The following is a 26,354-nucleotide window of genomic DNA, read 5'->3' as shown; positions in this document are numbered from 1 at the left end:
TGTTGTGCAGCGTGAGCACCACCTGGAAGAGGGGGTGGTGGGTGAGGGAGCGGGTGGGGTTGAGGGCTTCGACGAGGCGTTCGAAGGGGAGGTCTTGGTGGGTGTAGGCGGTGAGGTCGGTGTCGCGGACTCGGGTGAGGAGTTCGCGGAAGGTGGGGTTGCCGCTGGTGTCGGTGCGCAGGACGAGGGTGTTGACGAAGAAGCCGATGAGGTGGTCGGTGGCGTCGTCGGTGCGTCCGGCGACGGGGGTGCCGATCGGGATGTCCTCACCCGCGCCGTGCCGCGTCAGCAACGCCGCCAACGCCGCCTGGAGCACCATGAACGCCGTGGTGTTGGTCTCCCGGGCGAGTTCGGTCAGACGGGCGTGGAGGTCGGCGGGGACGGTGAAGGTGACGCGGTCGCCGGTGTGGTCGGCGGTGGCGGGCCGGGGCCGGTCGGTGGGGAGGTCGAGCTGTTCGGGCAGGCCGGCGAGCTGCTGTTTCCAGTAGGCGAGCTGGCGGCCCGCGAGGGTTTCCGGGTCGGTGTCGTCGCCGAGGATCTCCTGCTGCCAGAGGGCGTAGTCGGCGTACTGGACGGGCAGGGCCTGCCAGGTGGGTGTGGCGTCGGCGCAGCGGGCGGTGTAGGCGGTGGTGAGGTCCTGGGCCAGGGGGGTGCGGGACCAGGCGTCGCTGGCGATGTGGTGCACGAGCAGCAGCAGCACGTGCTCCCGCTCCGAGACCCGGAACAGCCGCGCCCGTACGGGGATCTCCGCGCCCAGGTCGAAGGCGTGCGCCGCCGCCTCGGCCACCCGCTCCGCCACGTCCTCCGCGGCCACGTCGACGACGGTGAAGGGCGTCGCGACGGCCTCCACGGGCAACACGACCTGCTGGGCGCCCTGGTCGTCCTCGGTGTAGGTGGTGCGCAGGCTTTCGTGACGGGCGAGGAGGTCGTTGAGGGCGGCGTGCAGGGCTTCGGTGTCGAGGGTGCCGGTGAGGCGGAGGGTGGTGGGGATGTTGTAGGTCGCCGAGGGTCCTTCGAGCTGGTGGAGGAACCAGAGGCGTTGCTGGGCGTAGGAGAGCGGGATGCGCTCCGGACGCGGCCTCGCGGTGAGCGCGGTGCGCAGGGTGCCGGACGTGTCCAGGGCACGGGAGAGGCCCGCGACGGTCGGCGTCTCGAAGAGCTGCCGGATCGCCAGCTCCCGGCCGAGGGTGGTGCGGATGCGGCTGACCAGGCGGGTGGCGAGGAGGGAGTGACCGCCGAGCTCGAAGAAGCTGTCGTCGATGCCCACGGTGTTCACCGAGAGGATCTCCGAGTACAGGGTGCAGAGGATTTCTTCGCGGGGGGTGCGGGGGGTTCGTCCGGTGGTGGTGGTCGTGTAGGAGGGTGCGGGGAGGGCGGTGCGGTCGAGTTTGCCGTTGGGGGTGAGGGGGAGGGCGTCGAGGGTGACGTAGGCGGAGGGGCGCATGTAGTCGGGGAGTGCGCCGGCCAGTGCGTCCCGAAGGGTGGGCTCGTCGTATTCGGTGAGGTCGTTGACGACGAGGTAGGCGATGAGGCGTTGGTCGCCGGGGGTGTCTTCGCGGAGTTGGACGGTGGCTTGGGTGATGCCGGGTTGTGCGGTGAGGGTGGCTTCGATTTCGCCGGGTTCGATGCGGTGGCCGCGGAGTTTGATCTGGTGGTCGGCGCGTCCGTCGTAGGTGAGGTGGCCGTGGTGGTTCCAGTGGGCGAGGTCGCCGGTGCGGTACATGCGGGCGCCGGGGGTGCGGCTGTGGGGGTTGGCGGTGAAGCGTTCGGCGGTGAGGGCGGGGCGGCCGAGGTAGCCGCGCGCCAATTGCTCTCCGGCGAGGTACAGCTCTCCGGTGACGCCGGGCGCGGCGGGCCGCAGGGCTGAGTCGAGGACGTAGACCTGGGTGTTGGCGAAGGGTCGGCCGATGGGGATGGGGCCGTCAGGGGTGTCTTCGCTTACGTGGTGGTCGGTGATGTTGACGGTGGATTCGGTGGGGCCGTAGGCGTTGATGATCTGGACATGGGGGTGCTGCGTTCGCCAGTCGGTCAGCTGGTCGGTGTGGAGGGCTTCGCCGCCGAGGATGAGGGTGTGGGAGGGGAAGCCGTGTCCGGCAGGCTGGTGAGCAGGGGGAGGTGGCTCGGTGTGGCCTTGATCAGGCTGGGCTGGACGTCAGTCTCCTCCAGGCTGGTGAGGTGGACCGTGCCGCCGCTTGTCAGAGGTGTCCACAGGGCCGTGATGGTGAGGTCGAAGGCCAGCGGGGAGTGCAGGACGGTCACGCCGGTCATGGCGGAGTACGTGCTGCGGGCGCGGTGGAGATAGGTGGCCAGGGCGTGGTGTTCGATGACGACGCCCTTGGGGCGGCCGGTGGAGCCCGAGGTGTAGATCATGTACGCGGCATGGCGGGCCGACCAGGGCGTCCGTCGTTCCGCGTCCGTGATGTCGTCGGTGGGCCGGTGACCGTATGCAGCGGCCGGTATGGGTTCCCTGAGGGTGAGCGCCGGCCGGGCGTCGTCGAGCATGTAGCTGATGCGCTCGGCGGGATAGTCGGGGTCGATGGGCAGGTAGGCCGCGCCGGTCTTGAGTACGGCCAGCATGCTGATCACCGCGTCCAGCGACTTGGCCAGCGCGATCGCGACGAACTGCTCCGCACCCAGCCCCTCCCCCAGCAGGTGTCGGGCGAGTTGGTTGGCGCGCCCGTCCAGCTCGGCGTAGGTCAGGGAGGTGCCGTCGCACACGACCGCCACGGCGTCCGGCGTCTGCCGGGCCTGCGCGCTGATCAGTTCGTGCAGCGGTGTCCCGGGTAGCTCGGTCGGGGCCCCGTTCCACTCCACCAGGACCCGCTCCCGCGCGGCCGGGTCGAGGGTGTCGAGGTGGGCCACGGGACGGTCCGCGTCGGAGACCAGGGTCTCCCATACCCGCAGCATCCGGCGGCCGAAGTCGCGGGCGTACGCCTCGTCGTAGAGGTCGGGGCGGTAGTCGACGCGGAAGGACAGTTCGGCGCCGCGCATCGTCGCGACGACGTTGACGGCGAAGTGCGTGCCGCCCTTGATGTCGGCCGAGGTCACCTGGAGCCGGTCCGGGTCGGCGGGGGCGGTGAGGTCGCCCTCCTCCACGGGGTAGTTCTGGAAGACCATGGCGGTGTCGAAGAGTTCGCCGTGTCCGGCCCAGTGCTGGATGTCGGCGAGTCCGGGCCACTGGTGGTCCAGGAGGCGGGCCTGTTCGTCCTGGAGGCGGCGGAAGAGGTCGCCGAGGGGTTCGGCCTGGTCGAGGCGGGCGCCGACGGGCAGGGTGTTGATGAACAGGCCGATCATGGACTCGACGCCGGGCAGCTCGGGCGGGCGGCCGGAGACGGTGGCGCCGAAGACGACGTCGTCGCGTCCGGTGGCCTGGGCCAGCGCGAGGGCCCAGGCGCCCTGGACCACCGTGTTCATGGTCACGCCCCGACCCCGCGCCCAGGCCGACAGCGCGCCGCTGACCTCGGAGTCCACGGTGAAGGACACCTGCGAGGGAGCGGTCGACGCCGGGCCGGCGTCCGGGGCGAGGAGGGTGGCCTCGTCGAGTCCGGACAGGGACCGCTGCCAGGCGTCGCGGGCGGCGTCCCGGTCGCGGGCCTCGAGCCAGGCCAGGTAGTCGCGGTAGGGGCGGACCCGGGGGAGCGCGGAGGGGGCGCCCTGGGCGGCGTAGAGCGCCATGAGTTCGCGCAGGAGGACCGGCATGGACCAGCCGTCCAGCACGATGTGGTGGTTGGTCATCACCAGCCGGACGCGGTCGGCGGACAGCCGGATCGCGGTGAAGCGCAGCAGTGGCGGCCGGCCCAGGTCGAAACGGCGGGCGCGGTCGGCGGCGGCGAGCCGGTCGGCCTCCGCCCGGCGCTCGTCCTCGGGCAGCGTGCTCAGGTCGGCGTCCTGCCACGGCAGGTCGACGTCGCGCAGGACCAGTTGCGCCCAGGCCCCGTTCTTGCGCTGCCGGAACCCGGCGCGCAGGTTGGCGTGGCGGCGCAGCAGCGCCCCGGCCGCCGCCCGCATGCGGGTGCCGTCGAAGGGGCCCTCCAGGTCGAAGGCCACCTGGCCGATGTAGAGGTCGGGTCCTTCCGTGTGCAGCAGCCCGAGGAACACGAAGCCCTCTTGCAGCGGGGAGAGCGGAAGGATGTCCTCGATCTTGCCGCGCGCACGGGTCGGTTGCTGGCTCACTGCTCAATCTCCCACTCGGACTCAAGGTCGGACTCGAATTCCTCGATCTCGGACTGGCTGAGCGAGCCGAGGGTCACGTCGGACGGGGTCAGACCGCCGGTGCCGGCCCGGCCGGCCTGCTCCACCAGGGCTTCCAGCGCCCGGAACCATTGCTCGGCCAGGCGGCGTGCGTCGTGATCGGGGACCAGGCGGCGTGCGAAGGTCCACTCCGCGCGCAGTCGGGGGCCGTCCGCCCCCTCGTGGACGACGGCGCTCAGCTCCACCGCGTGGGCCATCGGTGCCGTGGGCCGCGAGCCGGCGAGACCGCCGCCCGTCACGGTCCACGGCTCCGGGGTGCCGGTGGCCGGGGTGACCCGGCGGCCCAGGTAGTTGAAGCCGAAGTCGGGCTCGGGGAGGCGCGCGAGCCGGGGCCCGGCGGTGGGGTTGAGGTGGCGCAGCAGGCCGTATCCGAGGCCGTCGCCCGGTACGGCCCGCAGCTGTTCCTTCACCTGCTTGAGGCCGTCCCTCAGCGCGTCGCCGTCCTGGTGCAGCCGCGCCCAGTCGGCGACGTCCGGCGCCAGCCGCACCGGGTGGAGGGCGGTGAACCAGCCGGCCGTACGGCTGAGTTCGGCGCCCGTCACCGCGTCCTCGTGCCGGCCGTGGCTCTCCAGGTCGAGCACGACGGGCGCGTCCGGGTCCTCGCCGCGCCCGCGCCGCCACCCGGCGACGGCGAACGCGAAGGCCGTCAGCAGGACGTCGTGCACGCTCGCGTTGACGCTCCCCGGAACCCGCGTGAGCAGGGCCTCGGTCGTTCGCGCGGCCAGTTCGAGGCCGACGCGTCCGGCGTCGCCCTGGACATCGCGCCCGCGGTCCAGGCGCAGCGTGCCCGCCCCGGCCAGCGTGTGCTCCCAGTGGGCGGTCTCCGCCTCGACGCGGGGGTCGGTGGCCAGCCGTTCCAGTGAGGTGGCCCACTGCCGCCAGGAGGTGCCCACGGGGGCGGGCTCCTCGCCCCGGTACGCCGCGGCGAGGTCCGGTACGACGATGCTCCACGTCACCGAGTCGACGACCAGGTGGTGGGCGACCAGGATCAGCACGCCGTCCGTGCCGTCCGTTCCGGCGACCAGGGCCGCCTGGAGCATGCGGCCCTCGGCCGGTGCGAGGCGGTCCCGTGCGGCGCACGCCGCCTCCGCGACCAGGGCGTCGTACTCCTCGCCGGTGGCGCCGGGGGCCCGCGTGACGACGCGCAGGACGTCCGCGGCCGGCACACTGCCCGGGACACGTACCTCCGTGCTCCCGTCGGGCAGGATGCGCAGACGTAGGGCGTCATGGTGGTCGAGCACGCTCTGCAGGGCCGGGAGGAGCCGGTCCCCGTCCGCCTCGGGCGGCAGGGACACCACGACCGACTGGTTGAAGTCGTCGCCGCCCAGACCGAGTTCGGCGGTACGCGCCATCACGGGGGTCAGCGGCGTGCGGCCGTACGGCGGCACCACCTCCTCGGCCCCCGGTACGGAGGGAGCGGCGTCGTCCCGGTCGGCCAGCGCGGCGGCCAGCCGGGCCGTCGACTGGTGCTCGAAGACGTCGCGGACGGCGAGGGCGAGACCGGCGGCGCGGGCCCGGCTGACGAGCTGGATGGACAGGATGCTGTCGCCGCCCAGATCGAAGAACCCGTCGTCGACACCCACCGCGGACAGGCCGAGCACCTCGGCGAAGAGCGTGCACAGCAGCTCCTCGGCAGGGGTGCGGGCGGCCCGCCCGGTGGACGCCGCCCCGTAGTCGGGCGCGGGCAGCGCCTTGCGGTCCAGTTTGCCGTTGGCGGTCAGCGGCAGGGCGGCGAGGACCACGAACGCCGACGGCACCATGTAGTCCGGCAGCGCCTGGCGGGCGAAGGCGCGCAGCGCGTCCGGGTCCACCTCGCCGTCCCGGCCCGCCGCGGCCACCACGTAGCCGACCAGGCGCCGGTCGCCGGGCCGGTCCTCGCGGACGACCACGGCGGCCTGGGCCAGCTCCGGGCGGGTGGACAGGACCGTCTCGATCTCGCCCAGTTCCACCCGGAAGCCGCGGATCTTGACCTGGTCGTCGGCGCGGGCCAGGTACTCCAGTTCGCCCGCCGCGTTGTAGCGGACCAGGTCGCCCGTGCGGTACATCCGCTCGCCGGACCCACCGTACGGATCGGCGACGAACCGCTCGCAGGTCAGGTCGGGTCGGTCCAGGTAGCCGCGCGCCAGGCCGGAGCCGGAGATGAACAGCTCGCCCGGCACGCCGGCCGGCACCGGCTGGAGGTACCGGTCGAGGACGTAGGCCCGGGTGTTCCCCGTCGGCCGCCCGACCGGCAGGCTGCCGCGTGCCTCGTACGGCGCGGTGACCTCGTGCTGCGTCACGCACAGCGTCGTCTCGGTCGGCCCGTACAGGTGACGCAGTACGGCCCGCGGGTTGTGTGCGAGGACCCGGGCCACCGCGGCGGGCGAGACCACGTCGCCGCCGGTCAGCACCTCTCGCACACCGGCGAAGCACTCCGGCGCCTCCTCCGCGACGACCCGGAAGAAGCCCGCGGTGAGGTGGATCGCGGTGATGTCGTGAGCGGTGATGAGGTCGGTGATCGCGGCGGGGTCCAGGTGTCCGGGCGGTGCCACGACGACCGTTCCGCCCGAGACCAGGGGCACCCACATCTCGTAGCAGGACACGTCGAACGCGTGCGGGGCGTGCAGCAGCACCCGCTCGTGGACGCCCGGCCGCCAGCAGTGGTCGCGGACCAGGTCCACGACCCCGCGGTGGGTGACCGCGACGCCCTTCGGCACTCCGGTGGACCCGGAGGTGTACATCACGTACGCGAGGTCCTGCGGCCGCAGGCCCACCTCCGGAGCATCGTCGACGTACCCGGAGCGCGAGCCGGTGCCGGTGCCGGAGCCGGGGTCCGCGTCGGCCTCCGAGCCGGACGGGGCGGCGCCGAACTCGTCGACCACCATCACCCGCGCGCCCAGTTGCCCGGCCCGCGCCGCCTCGGCCCGGTCGGTGAGGATCAGCGTCGCGGCGGTGTCCGCCACCACGTGCCGCATCCGGTCGAGGGGATACGTGTCGTGCAGGGGCACGTAGGCGCCGCCCGCCTTGGCGATGGCCAGCGTCGCCACGACATGGGCGGGCGACCGCTCCATCAGCATGACCACTGGCGTACCCGGCCGCACCCCCTGCTGCCGCAGCAGCCGGGCCAGCCGGTTCGTGCGCAGGTCGAGTTCGGCGTACGACACCGTCGTCCCGCCCCGCACCAGGGCCGGTGCCCCGGGCGTCCGGCGCGCCTGCTCCGCGAACAGTTCGGGCAGCGTCGCGTCCAGCCCCTCCAGCAGCGGGCCGGTCCCCCGGCCGAGCAGCGAGTGCCGTTCGGACCCGCTCAGCACCGGCACCCGGGACAGCCGCACACCGGGATCGGCGACGACCGCTTCCAGCGTCCGCACGAACCGCTCCACCAAGGACCGGGCCGTGGACCGGTCGAACAGGTCGGTCCGGAAGTCCAGCGCGCCGGTCAGCCCGGTGCTCCGGCCCTCGCCGTCCCGGGCCTCGGCGAGCGCGAACGCCAGGTCGACCTTGGCCGCCCCGAGCCGGCTGCGTTCCGCGCCGACCCGCAGCCCCGGCAGCGCCAGCGAGGCGTCCGGGTCCGTCTCCGCCGTGCTCAGGATCAGCATCACCTGGAAGAGCGGGTGGTGCGCCAGCGTACGGGTCGGGTTCAGCGCCTCGACCAGCCGCTCGAAGGGGAGATCCTGGTGCGCGTAGGCGGCCAGGTCGGTGCGGCGCGTGTGGTCCAGGAGCTCGCGGAAGGTGGGGTTGCCGCTGGTGTCGGTGCGCAGGACGAGCGTGTTCACGAAGAAGCCGACCAGGTTCTCCGTCGCGTCGTCGGTGCGTCCGGCGACCGGGGTGCCGATCGGGACGTCCTCGCCCGCGCCCAGCCGCGTCAGCAGTACGGCGAGCGCCGCCTGCACCACCATGAACGTACTCGAATGCGTGGCCCTGGCCAGCTCGGTCAGCCGCACGTACAGGTCCGCGTCGAGCGAGAAGGCGACGCGGTCGCCGTCCTGGCTCGCCACGGCCGGCCGGGGCCGGTCGGTGGGCAGGTCGAGCTGCTCGGGCAGGCCGGCGAGCTGCTGCTTCCAGTAGGCGAGTTGCCTGCCCGCGGGAGCGTCGGCGTCGGCCTCGTCGCCGAGGACCTCCCGCTGCCAGAGCGCGTAGTCGGCGTACTGCACCGGCAGCGGCTCCCATGCCGGCGCGTCGCCCGCACAGCGCGCGGAGTACGCGGTGGCGAGGTCGTGACCCAGCGGGGTGCGGGACCAGGCGTCGGTGGCGACGTGGTGGATGAGGAGCAGCAGTACGTGCTCCCGCTCCGAGATCCGGAACAGCGTGGCCCGCACCGGGATGCCCGCCGTGAGGTCGAACGCGTGATGAACCCCAGCGGAGAGCGCCGAGTCCAGCTCGCCCTCCCCGGTGTCGACCACACCGAGCGGCAGCATTCCGGGCTCCCAGGCGTGGATCACCTGGCGGGGGCCCTGGTCGTCCTCGGTGTAGGTGGTGCGCAGGCTTTCGTGGCGGGCGAGGAGGTCGTTGAGGGCGGCGTGCAGGGCTTCGGTGTCGAGGGTGCCGGTGAGGCGGAGGGTGGTGGGGATGTTGTAGGTCGCCGAGGGTCCTTCGAGCTGGTGGAGGAACCAGAGGCGTTGCTGGGCGTAGGAGAGCGGGATGCGCTCGGGGCGCGGCCTCGCGGTGAGCGCGGCCCGCGCACGACCGGCCCGGTCGAACGCCCCCGAGAGCCCGGCGATCGTCGGCGTCTCGAAGAACTGCCGCACGGACAGTTCGACGCCGAGTGCGGTGCGGGTGCGGCTGACGAGGCGGGTGGCGAGGAGGGAGTGTCCGCCGAGGTCGAAGAAGTTGTCGTCGATGGTGACGAGGTCGACGCCGAGGACTTCGGCGAAGAGGGTGCAGAGGATCTCTTCGCGGGGCGTGCGGGGGGTGCGTCCGGTGGCGGATGCCGTGTATGCGGGCGCCGGGAGGGCGGTGCGGTCGAGTTTGCCGTTGGGGGTGAGGGGGAGGGCGTCGAGGGTGACGTAGGCGGAGGGGCGCATGTAGTCGGGGAGTGCGCCGGCCAGTGCGTCCCGAAGGGTGGGCTCGTCGTATTCGGTGAGGTCGTTGACGACGAGGTAGGCGATGAGGCGTTGGTCGCCGGGGGTGTCTTCGCGGAGTTGGACGGTGGCTTGGGTGATGCCGGGTTGTGCGGTGAGGGTGGCTTCGATTTCGCCGGGTTCGATGCGGTGGCCGCGGAGTTTGATCTGGTGGTCGGCGCGTCCGTCGTAGGTGAGGTGGCCGTGGTGGTTCCAGTGGGCGAGGTCGCCGGTGCGGTACATGCGGGCGCCGGGGGTGCGGCTGTGGGGGTTGGCGGTGAAGCGTTCGGCGGTGAGGGCGGGGCGGCCGAGGTAGCCGCGCGCCAATTGCTCTCCGGCGAGGTACAGCTCTCCGGTGACGCCGGGCGCGGCGGGCCGCAGGGCTGAGTCGAGGACGTAGACCTGGGTGTTGGCGAAGGGTCGGCCGATGGGGATGGGGCCGTCAGGGGTGTCTTCGCTTACGTGGTGGTCGGTGATGTTGACGGTGGATTCGGTGGGGCCGTAGGCGTTGATGATCTGGACGTTGGGGTGCTGGGTGCGCCAGGTGGCGAGGTGGTCGGTGTGGAGGGCTTCGCCGCCGAGGATGAGGGTGTGGGACGGGGATGCCGTCTCGGGGAGTGTGGTGAGCAGGGGGAGGTGGCTGGGGGTGGCCTTGATCAGGCTCGGTTGCGTGTCCGACTCTTCGAGGCTGGTGAGGTGGACGGTTCCGCCGGCGGTGAGGGGTGTCCACAGGGCGGTGATGGTGAGGTCGAAGGCCAGCGGGGAGTGCAGGACGGTCGCGCCGGTCATGGCGCTGTAGGTGTTGCGGGCGCGGTGGAGGTAGGTGGCCAGGGCGTGGTGTTCGATGACGACGCCCTTGGGGCGGCCGGTGGAGCCCGAGGTGTAGATCATGTAGGCGGCGTGCCGGGCCGACCACGGGCTACGGCGTTCCGCGTCGGTGATCTCGCCGGTGGACCGGCTGCTGTAGGAAGCAGGCGGGATGGTTTCGGTGAGGGTCAGGACGGGGCGGGCGTCGTGGAGCATGTAGGTGATGCGCTCGGCGGGGTAGTCGGGGTCGATGGGCAGGTAGGCCGCGCCGGTCTTGAGTACGGCCAGCATGCTGACCACCGCGTCCAGCGACTTGGCCAGCGCGATCGCCACGAAGTTCTCGGCGCCGACGCCCTGTTCGATCAGGTGCCGGGCGAGTTGGTTGGCGCGCCCGTCCATCTCGGCGTAGGTCAGGGTGGTGCCGTCGCACGCCACTGCCACGGCGTCCGGCGTCTGCCGGGCTTGGCTGCTGATCAGTTCGTGCAGCGGTGTCCCGGGAAGTTCGGTCGGGGCCCCGTTCCACTCCACCAGGACCCGCTCCCGCTCGACCGCGTCCATCAGCTCGACGGCGCCGATCGACCGGTCCGGAGCCGTGGTGACGGCTTCCAGCACCCGCAGGAACCGGTCCGCGATCGCCTGGGCGGAACGGCGGTCGAGAAGTTCCGTACTGAAGTCCAGCGCCGCTTCGATGCCTTGTGGCCGGCGAATCGTGTCGAAGGACTCCGCGAACCCGAAGGAGAGGTCGAACTTCGACGAGGTCCGCTGGACCTCCTGGAGTGCGACGGTGAGACCCGGAAGGTCGGAGATGTCCTTCAGCGCGCCTTCGTGGTCCGTGTTGTTGAAGGTCAGCAGGACCTGGAAGAGCGGGTGATGGGACAGCGTGCGTGCCGGGTTCAGTGCCTCGACCAGCCGCTCGAAGGGGAGGTCCTGGTGCGCGTAGGCGGCCAGGTCGGTGTCCCGTACACGGTCGAGGAGCCGGCGGAAGGTCGGATCACCGGACGTGTCCGTGCGGAGGACCAGCGTGTTGATGAAGAGCCCGATCAGGTCGTCGGCGGCATCGTCCGTGCGCCCGGCGATCGGGGTGCCGATCGGGATGTCCTCACCGGCGCCCAGACGGGTGAGCAGGACGGCGACCGCAGCCTGGATCACCATGAAGGCGCTGGTGTTGGTGGCGCGCGCCAGCTCCGTCAGCCGCGTGTGCAGCTCCGTCGGCACGGTGAACGGAACACGGTCCCCCGAGTACCCCGCGACCGCCGGTCGGGGTCGGTCGGTGGGGAGGTCGAGCTGGTCGGGCAGGCCGGCGAGCTGCTGTTTCCAGTAGGTGAGCTGCTGGCCGGCGAGGGTGTCGGGGTCGGTGTCGTCGCCGAGGATCTCCTGTTGCCAGAGGGCGTAGTCGGCGTACTGGACGGTGAGTGGGGCCCAGGCGGGAGCCTCACTGCGGACGCGGGCCGCGTAGGCGGCCGTGAGGTCCTGGGCCAACGGGGCCCGGGACCAGGCGTCGCTGGCGATGTGATGGATGAGGAGCAGCAGCACGTGCTCCTGCTCCGACACCCGGAACAGCGACGTACGCGCGGGAAGTTCCTGGGCGAGGTCGAAGCAGTGGCCGACGGCTTCGTCGAGCCGGTCGCCGATCTCCTCCTCGGCCACGTCGGCGACGCTGAAGGGCGTCGAGGCCGCCTCCACGGGCAGCACGATCTGGTACGCGCCTCGCTCGTCCTCGGTGAAGACCGTCCGCAGGCTCTCGTGCCGGGCGACGACGTCACCGATCGCCGCGCGCAGGGCCTCCACGTCGAGGGCGCCGCCGAGCCGCAGCGTGAGCACGGTGTTGTAGGTCGCCGAGGGTCCTTCGAGCTGGTGGAGGAACCAGAGGCGTTGCTGGGCGTAGGAGAGCGGGATGCGCTCGGGGCGCGGCCTCGCCGTGAGCGCGGTACGGACGGTGCCCGACGCATCGAGGGCCTCGGCGAGACCCGCCACGGTCGGCGTCTCGAAGAGCTGCCGGATGGACAGTTCGACGCCGAGTGCGGTGCGGGTGCGGCTGACGAGGCGGGTGGCGAGGAGGGAGTGTCCGCCGAGGTCGAAGAAGTTGTCGTCGATGGTGACGAGGTCGACGCCGAGGACTTCGGCGAAGAGGGTGCAGAGGACTTCTTCGCGGGGGGTGCGAGGTGCTCGTCCTGCGGTGGATGCCGAGTAGGCCGGGGCGGGGAGGGCGGTGCGGTCGAGTTTGCCGTTGGGGGTGAGGGGGAGGGCGTCGAGGGTGATGAGTGCGCTGGGGACCATGTAGTCGGGCAGTGCGCTGGCCAGTGCATCCCGAAGGGTGGGCTCGTCGTATCCAGTGGAGGTGACCAGGTAGGCGACGAGGCGTTGATCGCCGGGGGTGTCTTCGCGGAGTTGGACGGTGGCTTGGGTGATGCCGGGCCGGGTGGTGAGGGTGGCTTCGATTTCGCCGGGTTCGATGCGGTGGCCGCGGAGTTTGATCTGGTGGTCGGCTCGTCCGTCGTAGGTGAGGTGGCCGTGGTGGTTCCAGTGGGCGAGGTCGCCGGTGCGGTACATGCGGGCGCCGGAGACCCGGCTGTGGGGGTTGGCGGTGAAGCGTTCGGCGGTCAGCGCGGGGCGGCCGAGGTAGCCGCGGGCCAATTGCTCCCCGGCGAGGTACAGCTCTCCGGTGACGCCGGGGGCGACGGGTCGCAGGGCTGAGTCGAGGACGTAGACCTGGGTGTTGGCGAAGGGTCGGCCGATGGGGACGGGACCGTCAGGGGTGTCTTCGCTTACGTGGTGGTCGGTGATGTTGACGGTGGATTCGGTGGGGCCGTAGGCGTTGATGATCTGAACGCCGGGGTGCTGGGTCCGCCAGTCGGTCAGCTGGTCGGTGTGGAGGGCTTCGCCGCCGAGGATGAGGGTGTGGGACGGGGATGCCGTCTCGGGGAGTGTGGTGAGCAGGGGGAGGTGGCTGGGCGTGGCCTTGATCAGGCTCGGCTGGACGTCAGCCTCCTCCAGGCTGGTCAGGTGGACGGTTCCGCCGGCGGTGAGGGGTGTCCACAGGGCGGTGATGGTGAGGTCGAAGGCCAGGGGCGAGTGCAGGACGGTGACCCCGGTCATGGCGGAGTACGTGCTGCGGGCGCGGTGGAGGTAGGTGGCCAGGGCGTGGTGTTCGATGACGACGCCCTTGGGGCGGCCGGTGGAGCCCGAGGTGTAGATCATGTACGCGGCATGTCGGGCCGACCACGGGCTACGGCGTTCCGCGTCCGAGAGCGGACCGTCGGGACGACTCGCATACGCAGCGGAGTCCACCGGTTCGGTGAGGGTCAAGGCGGGTCGGGCGTCGTCGAGCATGTAGCTGATGCGCTCGGCGGGATAGTCCGGGTCGATCGGCAGGTAGGCCGCGCCGGTCTTCAGCACGGCCAGCATGCTGACTACCGCGTCCAGTGACTTGGCCAGCGCGACCGCCACGAACTGCTCCGCACTCAGCCCCTCGCCCAGCAGGTGCCGGGCGAGTTGGTTGGCGCGCCCGTCCAGCTCGGCGTAGGTCAGGGAGGTGCCGTCGCACACCACCGCCACGGCGTCCGGCGTCAGCCGAGCCTGGCTGCTGATCAGCTCGTGCAGCGGTGTCCCGGGAAGTTCGGTCGGGGCCCCGTTCCACTCCACCAGGACCCGTTCCCGCGCGGCCGGGTCGAGGGTGTCCAGGTGGGCCACGGGACGGTCCGCGTCGGCGGCCAGTGCTTCCAGGACCCGCAGCATCCGGTCCGCCAGCGAGTGGACCAGGTCGCCGGCGCAGGCGTCCGGGCGGTAGTCGAGGCGCAGCCGCAGGATGTCGTCGCGGGTGTGGGCGACGAGGTTGACGGCGAAGTCCGTGCTCTCGACCGCGTCGAAACCGGCCACCCGCAGTCCGTCCAGCTGGCGGCTCGTCGTGTCGGCGCTCACCGGGTAGTTCTGGAAGACCATGGCGGTGTCGAAGAGTTCGCCGTGTCCGGCCCAGTGCTGGATGTCGGCGAGTCCGGGCCACTGGTGGTCCAGGAGGTGGGCCTGTTCGTCCTGGAGGCGGCGGAAGAGGTCGCCGAGGGGTTCGGCCTGGTCGAGGCGGGCGCGGACGGGCAGGGTGTTGATGAACAGGCCGATCATGGATTCGACGCCGGGCAGCTCGGGCGGCCGGCCGGAGACGGTGGCGCCGAAGACGACGTCGTCGCGTCCGGTGGCCTGGGCCAGCGCGAGGGCCCAGGCGCCCTGGACCACCGTGTTCATGGTCACCCCCTGACCGCGCGCCCACGCGGACAGAGCCGCCGTGGCGTCACGGCCCGGGCCGAACGGGATGCTCAGCGGTGCCGCCTCGGCGGGGCCGGCGTCCGGGGCGAGGAGGGTGGCCTCGTCGAGCCCGGACAGGGACCGCTGCCAGGCGTCGCGGGCGGCGTCCCGGTCGCGGGCGCCGAGCCAGGCCAGGTAGTCGCGGTAGGGGCGGACCGGGGGCAGGCTCACGGGGTCGCCGCCGGAGACGTACAGCTCGGTCAGTTCCTGCCAGAGCAGGGGCATGGACCAGCCGTCGAGCAGGATGTGGTGGTTGGTCATCACCAGCCGGACGCGGTCGGCGGACAGCCGGATCGCGGTGAAGCGCATCAGCGGCGGGCTGGTGAGGTCGAAGCGGCGTTCGCGGTCCCCGGCCGCCAGCCGCCCGGCCTCGGCGTCCCGTTCCGCCTCGTCGGCGAGGTCGGTCAGGTCGCACTCCCGCCAGTCGGGTTCGAGCTCGGCGGGCACCACCTGCACCCACGTGCCGGACGTCGTCTGCCGGAACCCGGCCCGCAGGTTGGCGTGGCGGCGCAGCAGGGCCCCGGCCGCCGCGCGCATGCGGGTGCCGTCGAAGGAGCCCTCCAGGTCGAAGGCGAGCTGGCCGACGTAGACGTCGCGGGCCTTCTCGTCGTACAGGTTGAGGAAGAGGAAGCCCTCCTGGAGGGGGGCGAGGGGCAGGATGTCCTGGAGGCCGGGGACGGTGTGCTCCAGGTCCTCGATCTCGTCCTGGGCGAGGGCCGGGTGGGTGATGTCGGAGGGGGTGAGGCCACCCGCGCCGGGCTGTCGGGCCTCCTCCACGAGGCGGCGCAGCAGCCGGAACCAGGTCTCGGCCAGCCGCTGGGTGTCCTCGGGCTCCAGCGCGGTGCGGGAGTACGTCCAGCGGGCCCGCAGCCTGGTGCCGTCGGCGGTCTCCCGGGCGACGGCGTTCACATCCACGGGGTGGGCCAGCGGCATGGCACCGTCGATACCGGCGACGTCGCCGCCCTCGATGGTCCAGGGGGCCTCGTCGGTGCCCTCCTGGCCGATCCGGCCGAGGTAGTTGAAGCCGAACTCGGGGAGGGGCAGTGCGGCGAGGATGTCCCGGGTGCGGGGGTTGAGGTGGCGCAGCAGGCCGTGGCCGAGGCCGTCGCCCGGGACGGTGCGCAGCTGCTCCTTGACGGCCTTCAGGGCGCGCAGCGCCGATCCGCTCCCGGAGGTGGCGGGTGGAGCGAGGCGGACGGGGTACATCGACGTGAACCAGCCCGCCGTACGGCTGAGTTCGGCGCCCGGGACCGCCTCCTCGTGGCGGCCGTGGCTCTCCAGGTCGAGCACGACGGGGGCGTCCGGGTCCTCGCCGCGTCCGCGTCGCCACGCGGCGACGGCCAGGGCGAAGGTGCTCAGGAACACGTCGTTGACCGTGGCGTGGCAGACGCCGGGGACCCAGGTGAGCAGGGCCTCGGTGGTGTCCGCGTCGAGTTCGGCGGTGATCTCGCCCGCGTTCGCGTGGGTGTCCCGCGCGGGGTCCAGGCGGAGCGTGTGCGGGGTGTCGCCGAGGACCGAACGCCAGTGGTCCAGCTCCTCCTCGGTCCGCGGCTGCCCGGCCAGGTCGGCGAGGGACAGCGCCCAGTGCCGCCAGGGGGTGCCCACCGGGGCGAGGGTCTCGCCCGCGTAGGCGGCCGCCAGGTCGGGCACCAGGATGCGCCAGGTGACGCCGTCCATGACCAGGTGGTTGGCGACCAGGACGAGCAGCCCGTCCCGGTCGGCGCCCCGGTCGACCCAGACGGCCTGGAGCATGCGGCCGTCCGCCGGTGCCAGACGGTCGCGGGCGGCCCGTGCCTGCTCGGTGACCGCCGAGCGCACGGCGGACTCGTCGAGGCCTCCGGCGTCGAAGCGGACCAGGCAGTCGGCCTGAGTCACCGAGCCCGGCGGCGGGATCTCGATGGTCCAGTCGCCGGCCACCCGCATGCGCAGCGCGTCGTGCCGGTCGAGCACGGCCCGCAGGGCGGTGCCGAGCGCGTCGGGGTCGAGGGCGGCGGGCACACGCAGGACCAGCGACTGGTTGAACGCGGCCGGGTCGGAGCCGAGACCGGCGAACCAGCCCATCATCGGGGTGCGCGGCGCCGGGCCGTCGGCGGGCACGTCGGAGTCCTGCGCCGCACCGTCCCGGGCGGCGGGTGCGGCGGCGGCCGACCGGGCGAGCAGCGCGGGCGTCTGGTGTTCGAAGACGTCCCGCACCGACAGGACCAGGCCCGCCGCGCGGGCGCGGGCGACGAGCTGGATGGAGAGGATGCTGTCCCCGCCCAGGTCGAAGAAGCCGTCGTCGACGCCGGCCGGCTCCACGCCGAGGATCTCGCGGAACAGCCCGGTCAGCAGCCGCTCGCGCGGGTCGCGGGCGGCCCGGCCCGAGGCACGGGCGGAGTAGTCGGGGGCGGGCAGCGCCGTGCGGTCCAGCTTGCCGTTGAGGGTCAGCGGCAGCGCGTCCAGCACCACGAACGCGGTCGGGATCATGTGGTCGGGCAGGGTCTCGCGCAGGTCGGCGCGGAGTTCGGCGGTGTCCACGGCACGGCCGGGCTCGGGCACGACGTAGGCGACGAGCCGCCGGTCGCCGGGCCGGTCCTCGCGGACGATCACGGCCGCCCGCGCCAGGTGCGGGCGTTCGGTGATGACCGCCTCGATCTCGGTGGGCTCGATCCGCAGGCCGCGGATCTTGACCTGGGTGTCGGCGCGTCCCAGGTACTCCAACTGGCCGTCGGGCCGCCAGCGGACCAGGTCGCCGGTGCGGTAGAGCCGGCTGCCGGGCTCGCCGAAGGGGTTGGCCACGAACCGTTCGGCGGTCAGCGCCCGGCGGTCGTGGTAGCCGCGGGCCAGGTGCGCTCCGGCCGCGTACAGCTCGCCGGGTACGCCGGGCGGGACCGGACGCAGGGCCGCGTCCAGGACGTACACGGCGCTGTTGGCGACGGGGGAGCCGATGGGCGGGACGAGGGGGCCGGACAGCGGGCCGCTCATGGTGGAGCAGACGGTGGTCTCGGTGGGACCGTAGGAGTTCAGCATCGTACGGCCCGGCGACCAGCGTTCCACCAGCTCGGGCGGGATGGCCTCGGCGCCCACGACGAGGGTCAGTCCACCGGGCAGCGAGCCCGGCGGCAGGAGTCCGAGGACGGACGTGGTCAGGCTCAGGTGGGTCGCCGCGTGCCGGGTCGCCAGCTCGGCCAGCTCCGGTCCCGGCGTGGTCTCCGGCGGCGCCACGACCAGGGTGGCGCCGGTGAGCAGGCCCATCGCCAGCTCCCAGAACGAGGCGTCGAAGCTCGGGGAGAGGTGCTGGAGGATCCTGCTGTCCGGGCCGGCCGCGCAGTCGCGGGTGAAGATGTCCAGGAGGCCGGGCAGCCCGGTGTGGGTGACGACGACGCCCTTGGGGCGGCCGGTCGTTCCCGAGGTGTAGATCATGTACGCGGGGTGCTCGGGGCGCAGCGGTACCGGCCGGTCGGCGTCGGTGACGTCGTGGCCGGGGAGTGCGGCGAGGGTCGCGGCGGTCTCGGGGGTGTCGAGCAGGAGGACCGGCGTGCCGGTGTCCGGGAGGCCCGCGGCCAGCGCGGACGTGGTGACGACCAGGGTGGGCGCCGCGTCCCGGACGAGGTGGGTGATCCGTTCGGCGGGGTGCGCGGGGTCCACCGGCAGGTAGGCCGCGCCCGCCTTGAAGGCGGCGAGCGCCGAGAGGACCAGGTCGGCGGAGCGGGGCAGGGCGACCGCCACGAACCGCTCCGGACCCGCGCCCAGGTCGAGGAGGACGCGGGCCAGCCGGTTGGCGCGCTCGTTCAGTTCGCCGTAGGTCAGCGCGCCGTCGGGTGTCCCGGCGCCGGCCGTCTCGACCGCCGGGTGGCCGGGGCGCTCGGCGGCGTGCCGGGCGACGTGGTCGGCGAAGGTGCCCTCCACCGGCAGGCGGGGGGTGTCGTTCCACTCGGCCAGGACCCGCTCCCGTTCCCGGGGGCCGAGCACGTCGACGTCGCCGATGCGCCGGGACGGGTCCGCGACCAGCGCGTCCAGAAGGCGCAGGAACCGCTCCACCAGCAGCGTGACGGTGCCCTCGTCGAAGAGGTCCGCGCTGTACTCGGCCGCGCCCACCAGCCCGGCGGGGGTGCCGTCGGCGGCGCGGTGCTCGGCGATCTCCAGGGCCAGGTCCAGCTTGGCGACACCGGTGGCGACGTTCAGCAGCCGCACATCGAGGCCGGTGGCGGAGAGCGCGGCCAGCGCGTCCTGCTGGGTCGTGTCCAGGCTCAGCAGCACCTGGAACAGCGGGTTGTGGGAGAGCGACCTGGTCGGGGAGAGGACGTCCACCAGGTGCTCGAACGGCAGGTCCTGGTGGTCGTAGGCGGTCAGGTCGGTGTCGCGGACCCGGTCGAGGAGTTCGCGGAAGGTGGGGTTGCCGCCGGTGTCGGTGCGCAGGACCAGGGTGTTGACGAAGAAGCCGACGACCTGGTCGACGGCGTCGTCGCCGCGGCCCGCCACCGGGGTGCCGAGCGGGACGTCCTCGCCCGCGCCCAGCCGGGTCAGCAGGGCCGCCAGCGCCGCCTGGAGCACCATGAAGACGCTGGTGCGGGAGTCCCTGGCCAGCTCCGCCACGCCGAGGTGCAGGGGCGCGGGGACGGTGAGCGGCACGCGACCGCCGCGGTGCGAGGCGACGGCGGGCAGCGGCCGGTCCGCGGGCAGTTCGAGCCGGTCGGGCAGCCCCGCCAGGGCCTCCTTCCAGTGCGCGAGCTGCCGGCCCGCCGGGCTGGTGGTGTCGGCGGCGTCCCCGAGCGCGGCGCGCTGCCACAGGGCGAAGTCCGCGTACTGCACGGGCAGCGGCGCCCAGTCGGGGGCGTGACGGGCCGCGCGGGCCGTGTAGGCGGCGGCCAGGTCGCGGATCAGCGGACCGAGGGACCAGCCGTCACCGGCGATGTGGTGGACCATCAGCAGCAGGACGTGCTCCCGCGCGCCGAGCCGGAACAGCTCCGCCCGCACCGGGATGTCGCTCGTCAGGTCGAAGCAGTGCCGGGCGGCCTCCTCGAGGCGTTCGTCCAGCCGGTCCTCGGTGATGTCGGTGACGTCGGTGACCGGCAGTTCGAAGCGCACGCCGGCGGCGTCGAGCACGGTCTGCCGGGCGCCGTGCCCGTCCTCCGTGAAGACGGTCCGCAGGCTCTCGTGGCGCGTGACGACGTCCTGGAAGGCCGCACGCAGCGCGCCGGGGTCGAGGTCGCCGGTCAGCCGCAGCGCGCCGGTGATGTTGTACGTGGCGGAGGGGCCCTCGAGCTGGTGCAGGAACCACAGCCGCTGCTGGGCGTACGACAGCGGCAGCCGCTCCGGGCGCTCACCGGCCGTCGGGCCGGTGCCGGACCGTTCGGCGCCGTCGAGGGCGGCGGAGAGACCGGCGACCGTGGGGGTCTCGAACAGCCGTCGTACGGACAGTTCCACGCCGAGGGTGCTGCGGATGCGGCCGGCCAGCCGGGTGGCGAGCAGGGAGTGGCCGCCGAGGTCGAAGAAGCTGTCGTCGACGGTCAGCCGGGGCACCCCGAGCACCTCGGCGAACAGGGAGCACAGGATCTCCTCGCGCGGTCCGCGCGGCGCGCGTCCGGTCACCTGCCCCGCGTGGGCGGGGGCGGGCAGCGCCTTGGTGTCGAGCTTCCCGTTGGGCGTCAGCGGCAGGGCGTCAAGGGTGACGAACGCCGACGGCAGCATGTGGTCGGGCAGGTGCCCGGCCGCGTGGTCGTGCAGCGTGCGGGCCGTAGCGCCGGAGCCGGTCACCACGTACGCGACGAGCCGCGGGTCGCCCTGGACGTCCTCGCGCGCCACCACGGCCACGTCGTCGACGGCGGGGTGGGCGGCGAGCACGGCCTCGATCTCGCCGGGCTCGATGCGGAAGCCGCGGATCTTGACCTGCTGGTCGGCGCGGCCCAGGTAGTCCAGGCCGCCGTCGGTGCGGCGCCTGGCCAGGTCGCCGGTGCGGTACATGCGGCTGCCGCGCTCGCCGAAGAGGGCCGCGTACGGGTCGGCGGGGAAGCGGTCCGCGGTCAGCGCCGGGCGGCCCAGATAGCCGCGGGCGAGACCCGCACCGGCCACGTACATCTCGCCGGTGACGCCGGGAGCGGTGGGGCGCAGCCGGTCGTCGAGGACGTAGACCCGCAGGTCGGGAATGTTGACGCCGATCGTGCTCGCCGAGGCGGCGGCCGCGGTGGCCCGGTCCAGGGCGAAGTGCGAGACGTGGACCGTGGTCTCGGTGATGCCGTACATGTTGACCAGGGCGGGCGCGTCCTCGGCGTGCCGCTCGTACCAGTCGGCCAGTCGGGACAGGTCCAGGGCCTCGCCGCCGAACACGACGGTGCGCAGGGAGAGTTCCGCGCCGTTCTCCCGGTCGGCGGCGGCCAGCTGGTGGAAGGCGGACGGCGTCTGGTTGAGGACGGTGACGCGTTCGCGCGCGAGCAGGGAGAGGAAGGCGGCGGGGTCCCGGGTGACGTCGTGCGGGACGACGACGAGCCGCCCGCCGTGCAGCAGCGGCCCCCACAGCTCCCACACCGAGAAGTCGAAGGCGTACGAGTGGAAGAGCGTCCACACGTCGCGCTCGTCGAAGCCGAACCAGGGCGCGGTGGCGGAGAAGAGCCGTACGACGTTGCCGTGCGGCACCGCCACGCCCTTGGGGCGGCCCGTCGAGCCGGAGGTGTAGATGACGTACGCCGTGTCCCTCGGGTCCAGCGGCCTGACCCGCTCGCCCTGCACCAGGTCGGTGGCGGGGTACGTGTCCGCGAGGGCGGGGGTGTCGAGGACGATGCGGGGCACCTCGTGGGCGGGCAGCCGGCCGGCGGTGGCGCGGTCGGTGAGCAGGGCCGCGGGCGCGGAGTCGGACAGCGCGTGGGCGAGCCGGTCGGCGGGGTACCCGGGGTCGAGCGGCACGTAGGCGGCGCCCGACTTGACCACCGCGAGCAGGGCCACGACCAGTTCGACGGAGCGCGGCAGGGCCAGGGCGACCAGCGCGTCGGGGCCGATCCCGCGGGCGGTCAGCAGCCGGGCCAGGCGGTTGGCGCGCGCGTTCAGCTCGGCGTAGGACAGCGAGGTGCCCTCGAAGGTCAGCGCGGTGCGGTCCGGGTGCCGGGCGGCCTGCCGCTCGAACAGCTCGGGGAGCGTGGCCGTCACCGGAGGGGGTGAAGTGGGCTCGGTGCCGGGCCGGTTGGCGGCCACCAGCAGGTCGTGCCGCTCGCCGGGGAGGAGGACGTCGAGGTCGCCCAGGCGCACGCCGGGATCGGCGGCGACCTGTGTGAGCAGCCGCAGCAGCCGCTCGGTGAGGGTGCGGGCGGTGCCGGCGTCGAACAGCTCGGTGCTGAACTCCACCGCGAGGTCGAGACCGGCCTGCCCGCCCGCGGCGTCGCGCCGCTCGTCGAAGCCGAACACGAGGTCGAACCGGGACAGTCCGGTGTGCACGGGCAGCAGCGACGTCGTGATCCCGGGCAGCCGGTTCAGCTCCCCGAGGGCGTCCTGCTGAGTGGTGTCGAAGGTCAGCATCACCTGGAACAGCGGGTGGTGGGAGGTGGCCCGGTCCGGGTTGACCGCCTCGACGAGCCGCTCGAAGGGCACGTCCTGGTGGGCGTAGGCGGCCAGGTCGCGTTCGCGGACGCGGGAGAGCAGCTCGCGGAAGGCCGGGTCGCCGCCGGTGTCGGTGCGCAGCACCAGTGTGTTGACGAAGAAGCCGACCAGGTTCTCGACGGCGGCGTCGGTGCGGCCCGCGATGGTCGAGCCGATCGGCACGTCCTCGCCCGCGCCGAGCCGCGTCAGCAGCCCCGCGAGCGCGGCCTGGAGCACCATGAAGACGCTGGTCCGCGTCTCGGTGGCGAGCGCGGCCAGCGAGCGGTGCAGCTCGGCGGGCACGGACACGTCCAGGCGCGCCCCGGAGTTGTTGCGGCGCACCGGGCGTGGCCGGTCGCCGGGCAGCTCCAGCCGCTCCGGCAGCCCGGCCAGGGCCTCGCGCCAGTGGGCGAGCTGCCGGGCGCCCTCACCGCCGCCCTCGGTGCCCGCGCCGTCCCCGTCGGCGCCGAGCAGTTCACGCTGCCACAGCGTGTAGTCGGCGTACTGCACCGGCAGCGGCGCCCAGTCGGGGGCCGTGCCCGCGGTCCGGGCGGCGTAGGCGGTGCCCAGGTCACGGGCGAGGGGCGCCAGCGACCAGCCGTCGCCCGCGATGTGGTGCAGGACGAGGAGCAGTACGTGCTCCTCGGGCGCCACCCGCAGCAGGGTGGCCCGCAGCGGTACGTCCCGGGTCAGGTCGAAGGTGTGCCGGGCGGTGCGCGCGAGGTCGGCGGCCAGCCGCTCCGGGGTGCTGTCCAGCGTCTCCAGCCGGGGCGCGGCCCGCTCGGCGGACAGGATCACCTGGTGGGGGCCGTGCGCGTCCTCGGCGAAGACGGTGCGCAGGCTCTCGTGCCGGGCCACCACGTCGCCGAGGGCCGCGGACAGCGCGGCGCCGTCCACCGGGCCCGACAGGCGCAGCGCGGCCGGGATGTTGTAGAGCGGCGAGGGTCCCTCGTACTGGTGGATGAACCACAGGCGCCGCTGGGCGAAGGAGAGCGGCAGGCGGTCGGGGCGCGGCCGGGCGGTGACCGCGGCACGGGCCCGCCCGCCGTCCGTCAGCGCGGGGGCCAGCTCCGCCACGGTCGGCGCCTCGAAGACGCGCCGGATCGGCACCTCCGCGCCGGCGGTGGTGCGGATGCGGCTGATCAGCCGGGTGGCGAGCAGGGAGTGGCCGCCCAGGTCGAAGAAGCTGTCGTCGACACCGACCTCGGCCACGCCGAGCACCTCGGCGAAGAGCGTGCACAGCAGCTCCTCGCCCGGCGTGCGCGGCGCCCGCCCGCCGGAGCGCCCGGCCTCCGCGGGGGCGGGCAGGGCCCGCCGGTCGAGCTTGCCGTTCGGCGTGACGGGCAGCCGGGGCAGCGCGACGAAGGCCGAGGGCACCATGTAGCCGGGCAGCAACTCCCGCAGCCGCGCGGCGAGTACGGCGCCGTCCGGGCCGCCGTGTGCCCCGGCCCCCGTCCCGGCGTCCGCCCCGGCGGCGGGCTCGGTGTTCGTGTCCGCGCCCGGTGCGGTACCGGTTCGGGCGTCTGTGCCGGTGTCGGCGCCGGTTCCCGTGGCCGCGTCCGGTCGGGCGTCGGCAAAGGCGTTCGCGGCCGTGCCGTCCGGCCCGGGGTGCTCCCCGGTGTCCGCGGGTGTGCCCGGGTCCACGCCCGGGTCCCGGGTCGGCACGGTGTAGGCGACCAGGCGCTGGTCGCCGGGGCGGTCCTCGCGCAGGACGACGGCGGCCTGGGCGATCTCCGGCTGCCGTACGAGCGCGGCCTCGATCTCGCCGAGCTCGATGCGGAAGCCGCGCAGCTTGACCTGGTGGTCGGCGCGCCCGAGGTAGTCGAGGCTGCCGTCGTGGTTCCAGCGCGCCAGGTCGCCGGTGCGGTACATCCGGCTGCCGGGTGCGCCGTGCGGGTCGGCGGTGAAGCGTTCGGCGCTCAGCGCGGGGCGGCCCAGGTAGCCGCGGGCGAGCTGCACACCGGCGATGTACAGCTCGCCGGGCACGCCGGCCGGGACCGGCCGCAGCGCGGCGTCGAGCACGTACATCCGGGTGTTCCACACCGGCCGTCCGATCGGCACCGGTCCGTCGCCGGTGTCCTCGGCGCACGGCCAGTACGTCACGTCGACGGCGGCCTCGGTGGGCCCGTACAGGTTGTGCAGCGGCACGTCCGACACGGCCCGGAAGCGGGCCCGCAGCTCCGCCGGGAGCGCCTCGCCGCTGCAGAAGACCCGCCGTACCGGCGTCGCACCGCCCAGCGAGGCCGCGGCGGGCTCCCGCAGGAACACGTCGAGCATCGACGGCACGAAGTGCAGGGTGGTCACGCCCTCGCGCCGGACGGTGTCGGCCAGGTAGGCCGGGTCCGTGTGGCCACCGGGGCGGGCCACGACCAGGGTGGCGCCCTGGACGAGCGGCCAGAAGAACTCCCACACGGACACGTCGAAGCCGGACGGCGTCTTCTGCAGCACCCGGTCGGACGGCTCCAGGCCGTAGGCGTCCTGCATCCAGGCCAGCCGGTTGACGATCGCCCGGTGGGAGATCACCACGCCCTTGGGACGGCCGGTGGACCCCGAGGTGTAGATGACGTAGGCGGGGTGGCCGGGGCCGGGCACCGCGCGCGGGACGGTGACGGCCGGGAGTGTCCGCCCCGTCGCGGCCGGCTCGTCGAGCAGCAGCCGCGGCGTGCCGTCCTCGGGCAGCCGCTCCGCCGTGTCCCGCGTGCTCAGGACGAGCATCGCGCCCGCGTCCCGCAGGATGTGCGCGATGCGCTCGGCCGGGTAGCCCGGGTCGACCGGGACGTACGCGGCACCCGACTTGAGCACCGCGAGCAGCGCCACCACCAGCTCGGCGGACCGCTCCACCGCGACCGCGACGAACCGCTCCGGGCCCGCGCCCCGCGCCGCCAGCGCACCGGCCAGCCGCTCGGCGCGGGCGTCCAGTTCGGCGTACGTCAGCGAGGTGCCCTCGTACACCAGGGCCTCGTGCCCGGGAGTGCGGGCGGCCCGCGCCGCGAACAGCTCCGGCAGCGTGCTCTCCGGGACCTCGCGGGCGGTGTCGTTCCACCCGTCGAGGACCCGCTCCCGCTCGTCCGGCGTCAGCAGCGCGACCTCGTCGACCGTGGCCGTGGGGTCGGCCGCCAGCTCCGCCAGGAACCGGACGAAGCGTTCCTGCAGCACCGTCAGGTCCTGGGCGCCGTACACCTGCGGGTTGCCCTCGAACTCGACGCGCAGGCCGGACTCGGGGGTGCCGGTGAGCACGATGGTCAGGTCGGCCGTCGGACCCGAACTGATGCTGCGCATCAGGCCGACCGGGCCGCCGAAGTCCACCGGCCGGATGTACGGCATGACGTTGACGGCGGGCCCCGACACGCCCGCGCCGCCCAGCTCGCGGTCGAGGTCCTCGCCGCGGAAGCGGCTGTGCGCCAGCAGGCCGCTCATCGCCTCGGACACGGTCTCGACCACCCGCGCGAAACTCTCGCCGGGACGCACGGCCAGCCGCAGCGGCAGCCGGTTGGAGACCATGCCGGGCGTGATCCGGGCGTTCGCGCCGTAGCGGCCGGTGACCGGCACCGACACCACGATGTCCCGGGCGCCCGTCGTCCGGTGCAGGAAGGCGCCCACGCCGGCGATGACCACGCGGGCCCAGTGCGCACCGGTCGCCTCGGCCGCCCGGCCCAGCACCTCGGTGCGCTCCGGGGGCAGGCCCAGGCTCGTCACGGTCGGCGCGAGGACCCGGCCGCCACCACGCCCGGTGAGAGAGACGGGCTCGGGACGGTCGGCGAACAGGCCGGTCCAGTAGGCCCGGTCCCGCTCGTACCGCGCCGACGCGCGGTAGGCCTCCTCGCCCGCGACCATCCGGTCCGTGTCGCCGAAGGCGGCCGCGGGCACCGCACGCCCGTCCCGCAGCGCCCGGTACACCTCGGCCAGCCGCTCGTAGAACAGGGCCATGCTGGTGCCGTCGATCACGATGTGGTGGACGCCCAGGTAGTACACGTGCCGTCCCCCGCCGAGCGTGAACAGCGCGTGGCTGCTCAGACCGGGCCGGTCCAGGCGCAGCGGCGTCGCGCGGTCCCGCTCCATCCACCGCTGGGCCTCGCCCTCGGGATCCTCGTGACCGGAGAGGTCGATGTGGCGCAGCAGCACGGGGGTGTACGGCACCCCGTCCGGGTCCTCGACGGCGTCCGAACCCTCCGGCGCGGGCGGGCAGTAGGCGCGGTACGGCCGGCCCTCCTCGTCGGTGAGGAAGCGCGAGCAGAGCGTCTCCGTACCGGCCACGGTGTGCCGCAGGGCCGCGCTCAGCACGGAGTGGTCCAGCGGTCCGTCGATCTCCAGGCAGGATCCCGTCCGGTAGTGCGCGCCACGCGGATCCAGCTGCTGGGCGAGCCACACCTCGTGCTGCGCGCTCGTCAGACCGTGCCGAACCGAAGAGTTCTCAGACAC

At 73.5% G+C, this 26,354-nt stretch carries 3 protein-coding genes (1 of these 3 only partly in view); all 3 read right to left on the bottom strand.

The genetic code is table 11. From position 1 onward, the window contains the following. Tightly spaced (each overlapping or abutting the next), the 3 genes in view from C4J65_RS13365 to C4J65_RS13355 form a layout consistent with a single transcriptional unit that may run on beyond the window. Positions 1-2,032 carry the beginning of a non-ribosomal peptide synthetase gene (locus C4J65_RS13365; protein WP_275898183.1) on the bottom strand. The gene continues 6,848 nt to the left of window position 1, outside the view, so only the first 2,032 of its 8,880 coding nucleotides appear in the window; it begins with the start codon at positions 2,030-2,032; the stop codon falls past the left edge of the window. Continuing rightward, positions 2,029-4,173, bottom strand: coding sequence for a condensation domain-containing protein (locus C4J65_RS13360; RefSeq protein ID WP_275898151.1), 2,145 nt, complete (start codon positions 4,171-4,173; stop codon positions 2,029-2,031). Before C4J65_RS13360 ends, C4J65_RS13365 begins: the two co-directional genes overlap by 4 nt. Continuing rightward, positions 4,170-26,354: a non-ribosomal peptide synthase/polyketide synthase gene (locus tag C4J65_RS13355; RefSeq protein WP_115742617.1), complete on the bottom strand. Its 22,185-nt coding sequence runs from the start codon at positions 26,352-26,354 to the stop codon at positions 4,170-4,172. The genes C4J65_RS13360 and C4J65_RS13355 overlap by 4 nt, the downstream gene beginning before the upstream one ends.

This window comes from Streptomyces sp. CB09001 (genome assembly GCF_003369795.1).
Classification (GTDB): Bacteria; Actinomycetota; Actinomycetes; order Streptomycetales; family Streptomycetaceae; genus Streptomyces.
The sequence above is the reverse complement of the archived record's forward strand: the minus strand, read 5'-3'. Positions and strand labels throughout refer to the sequence as shown.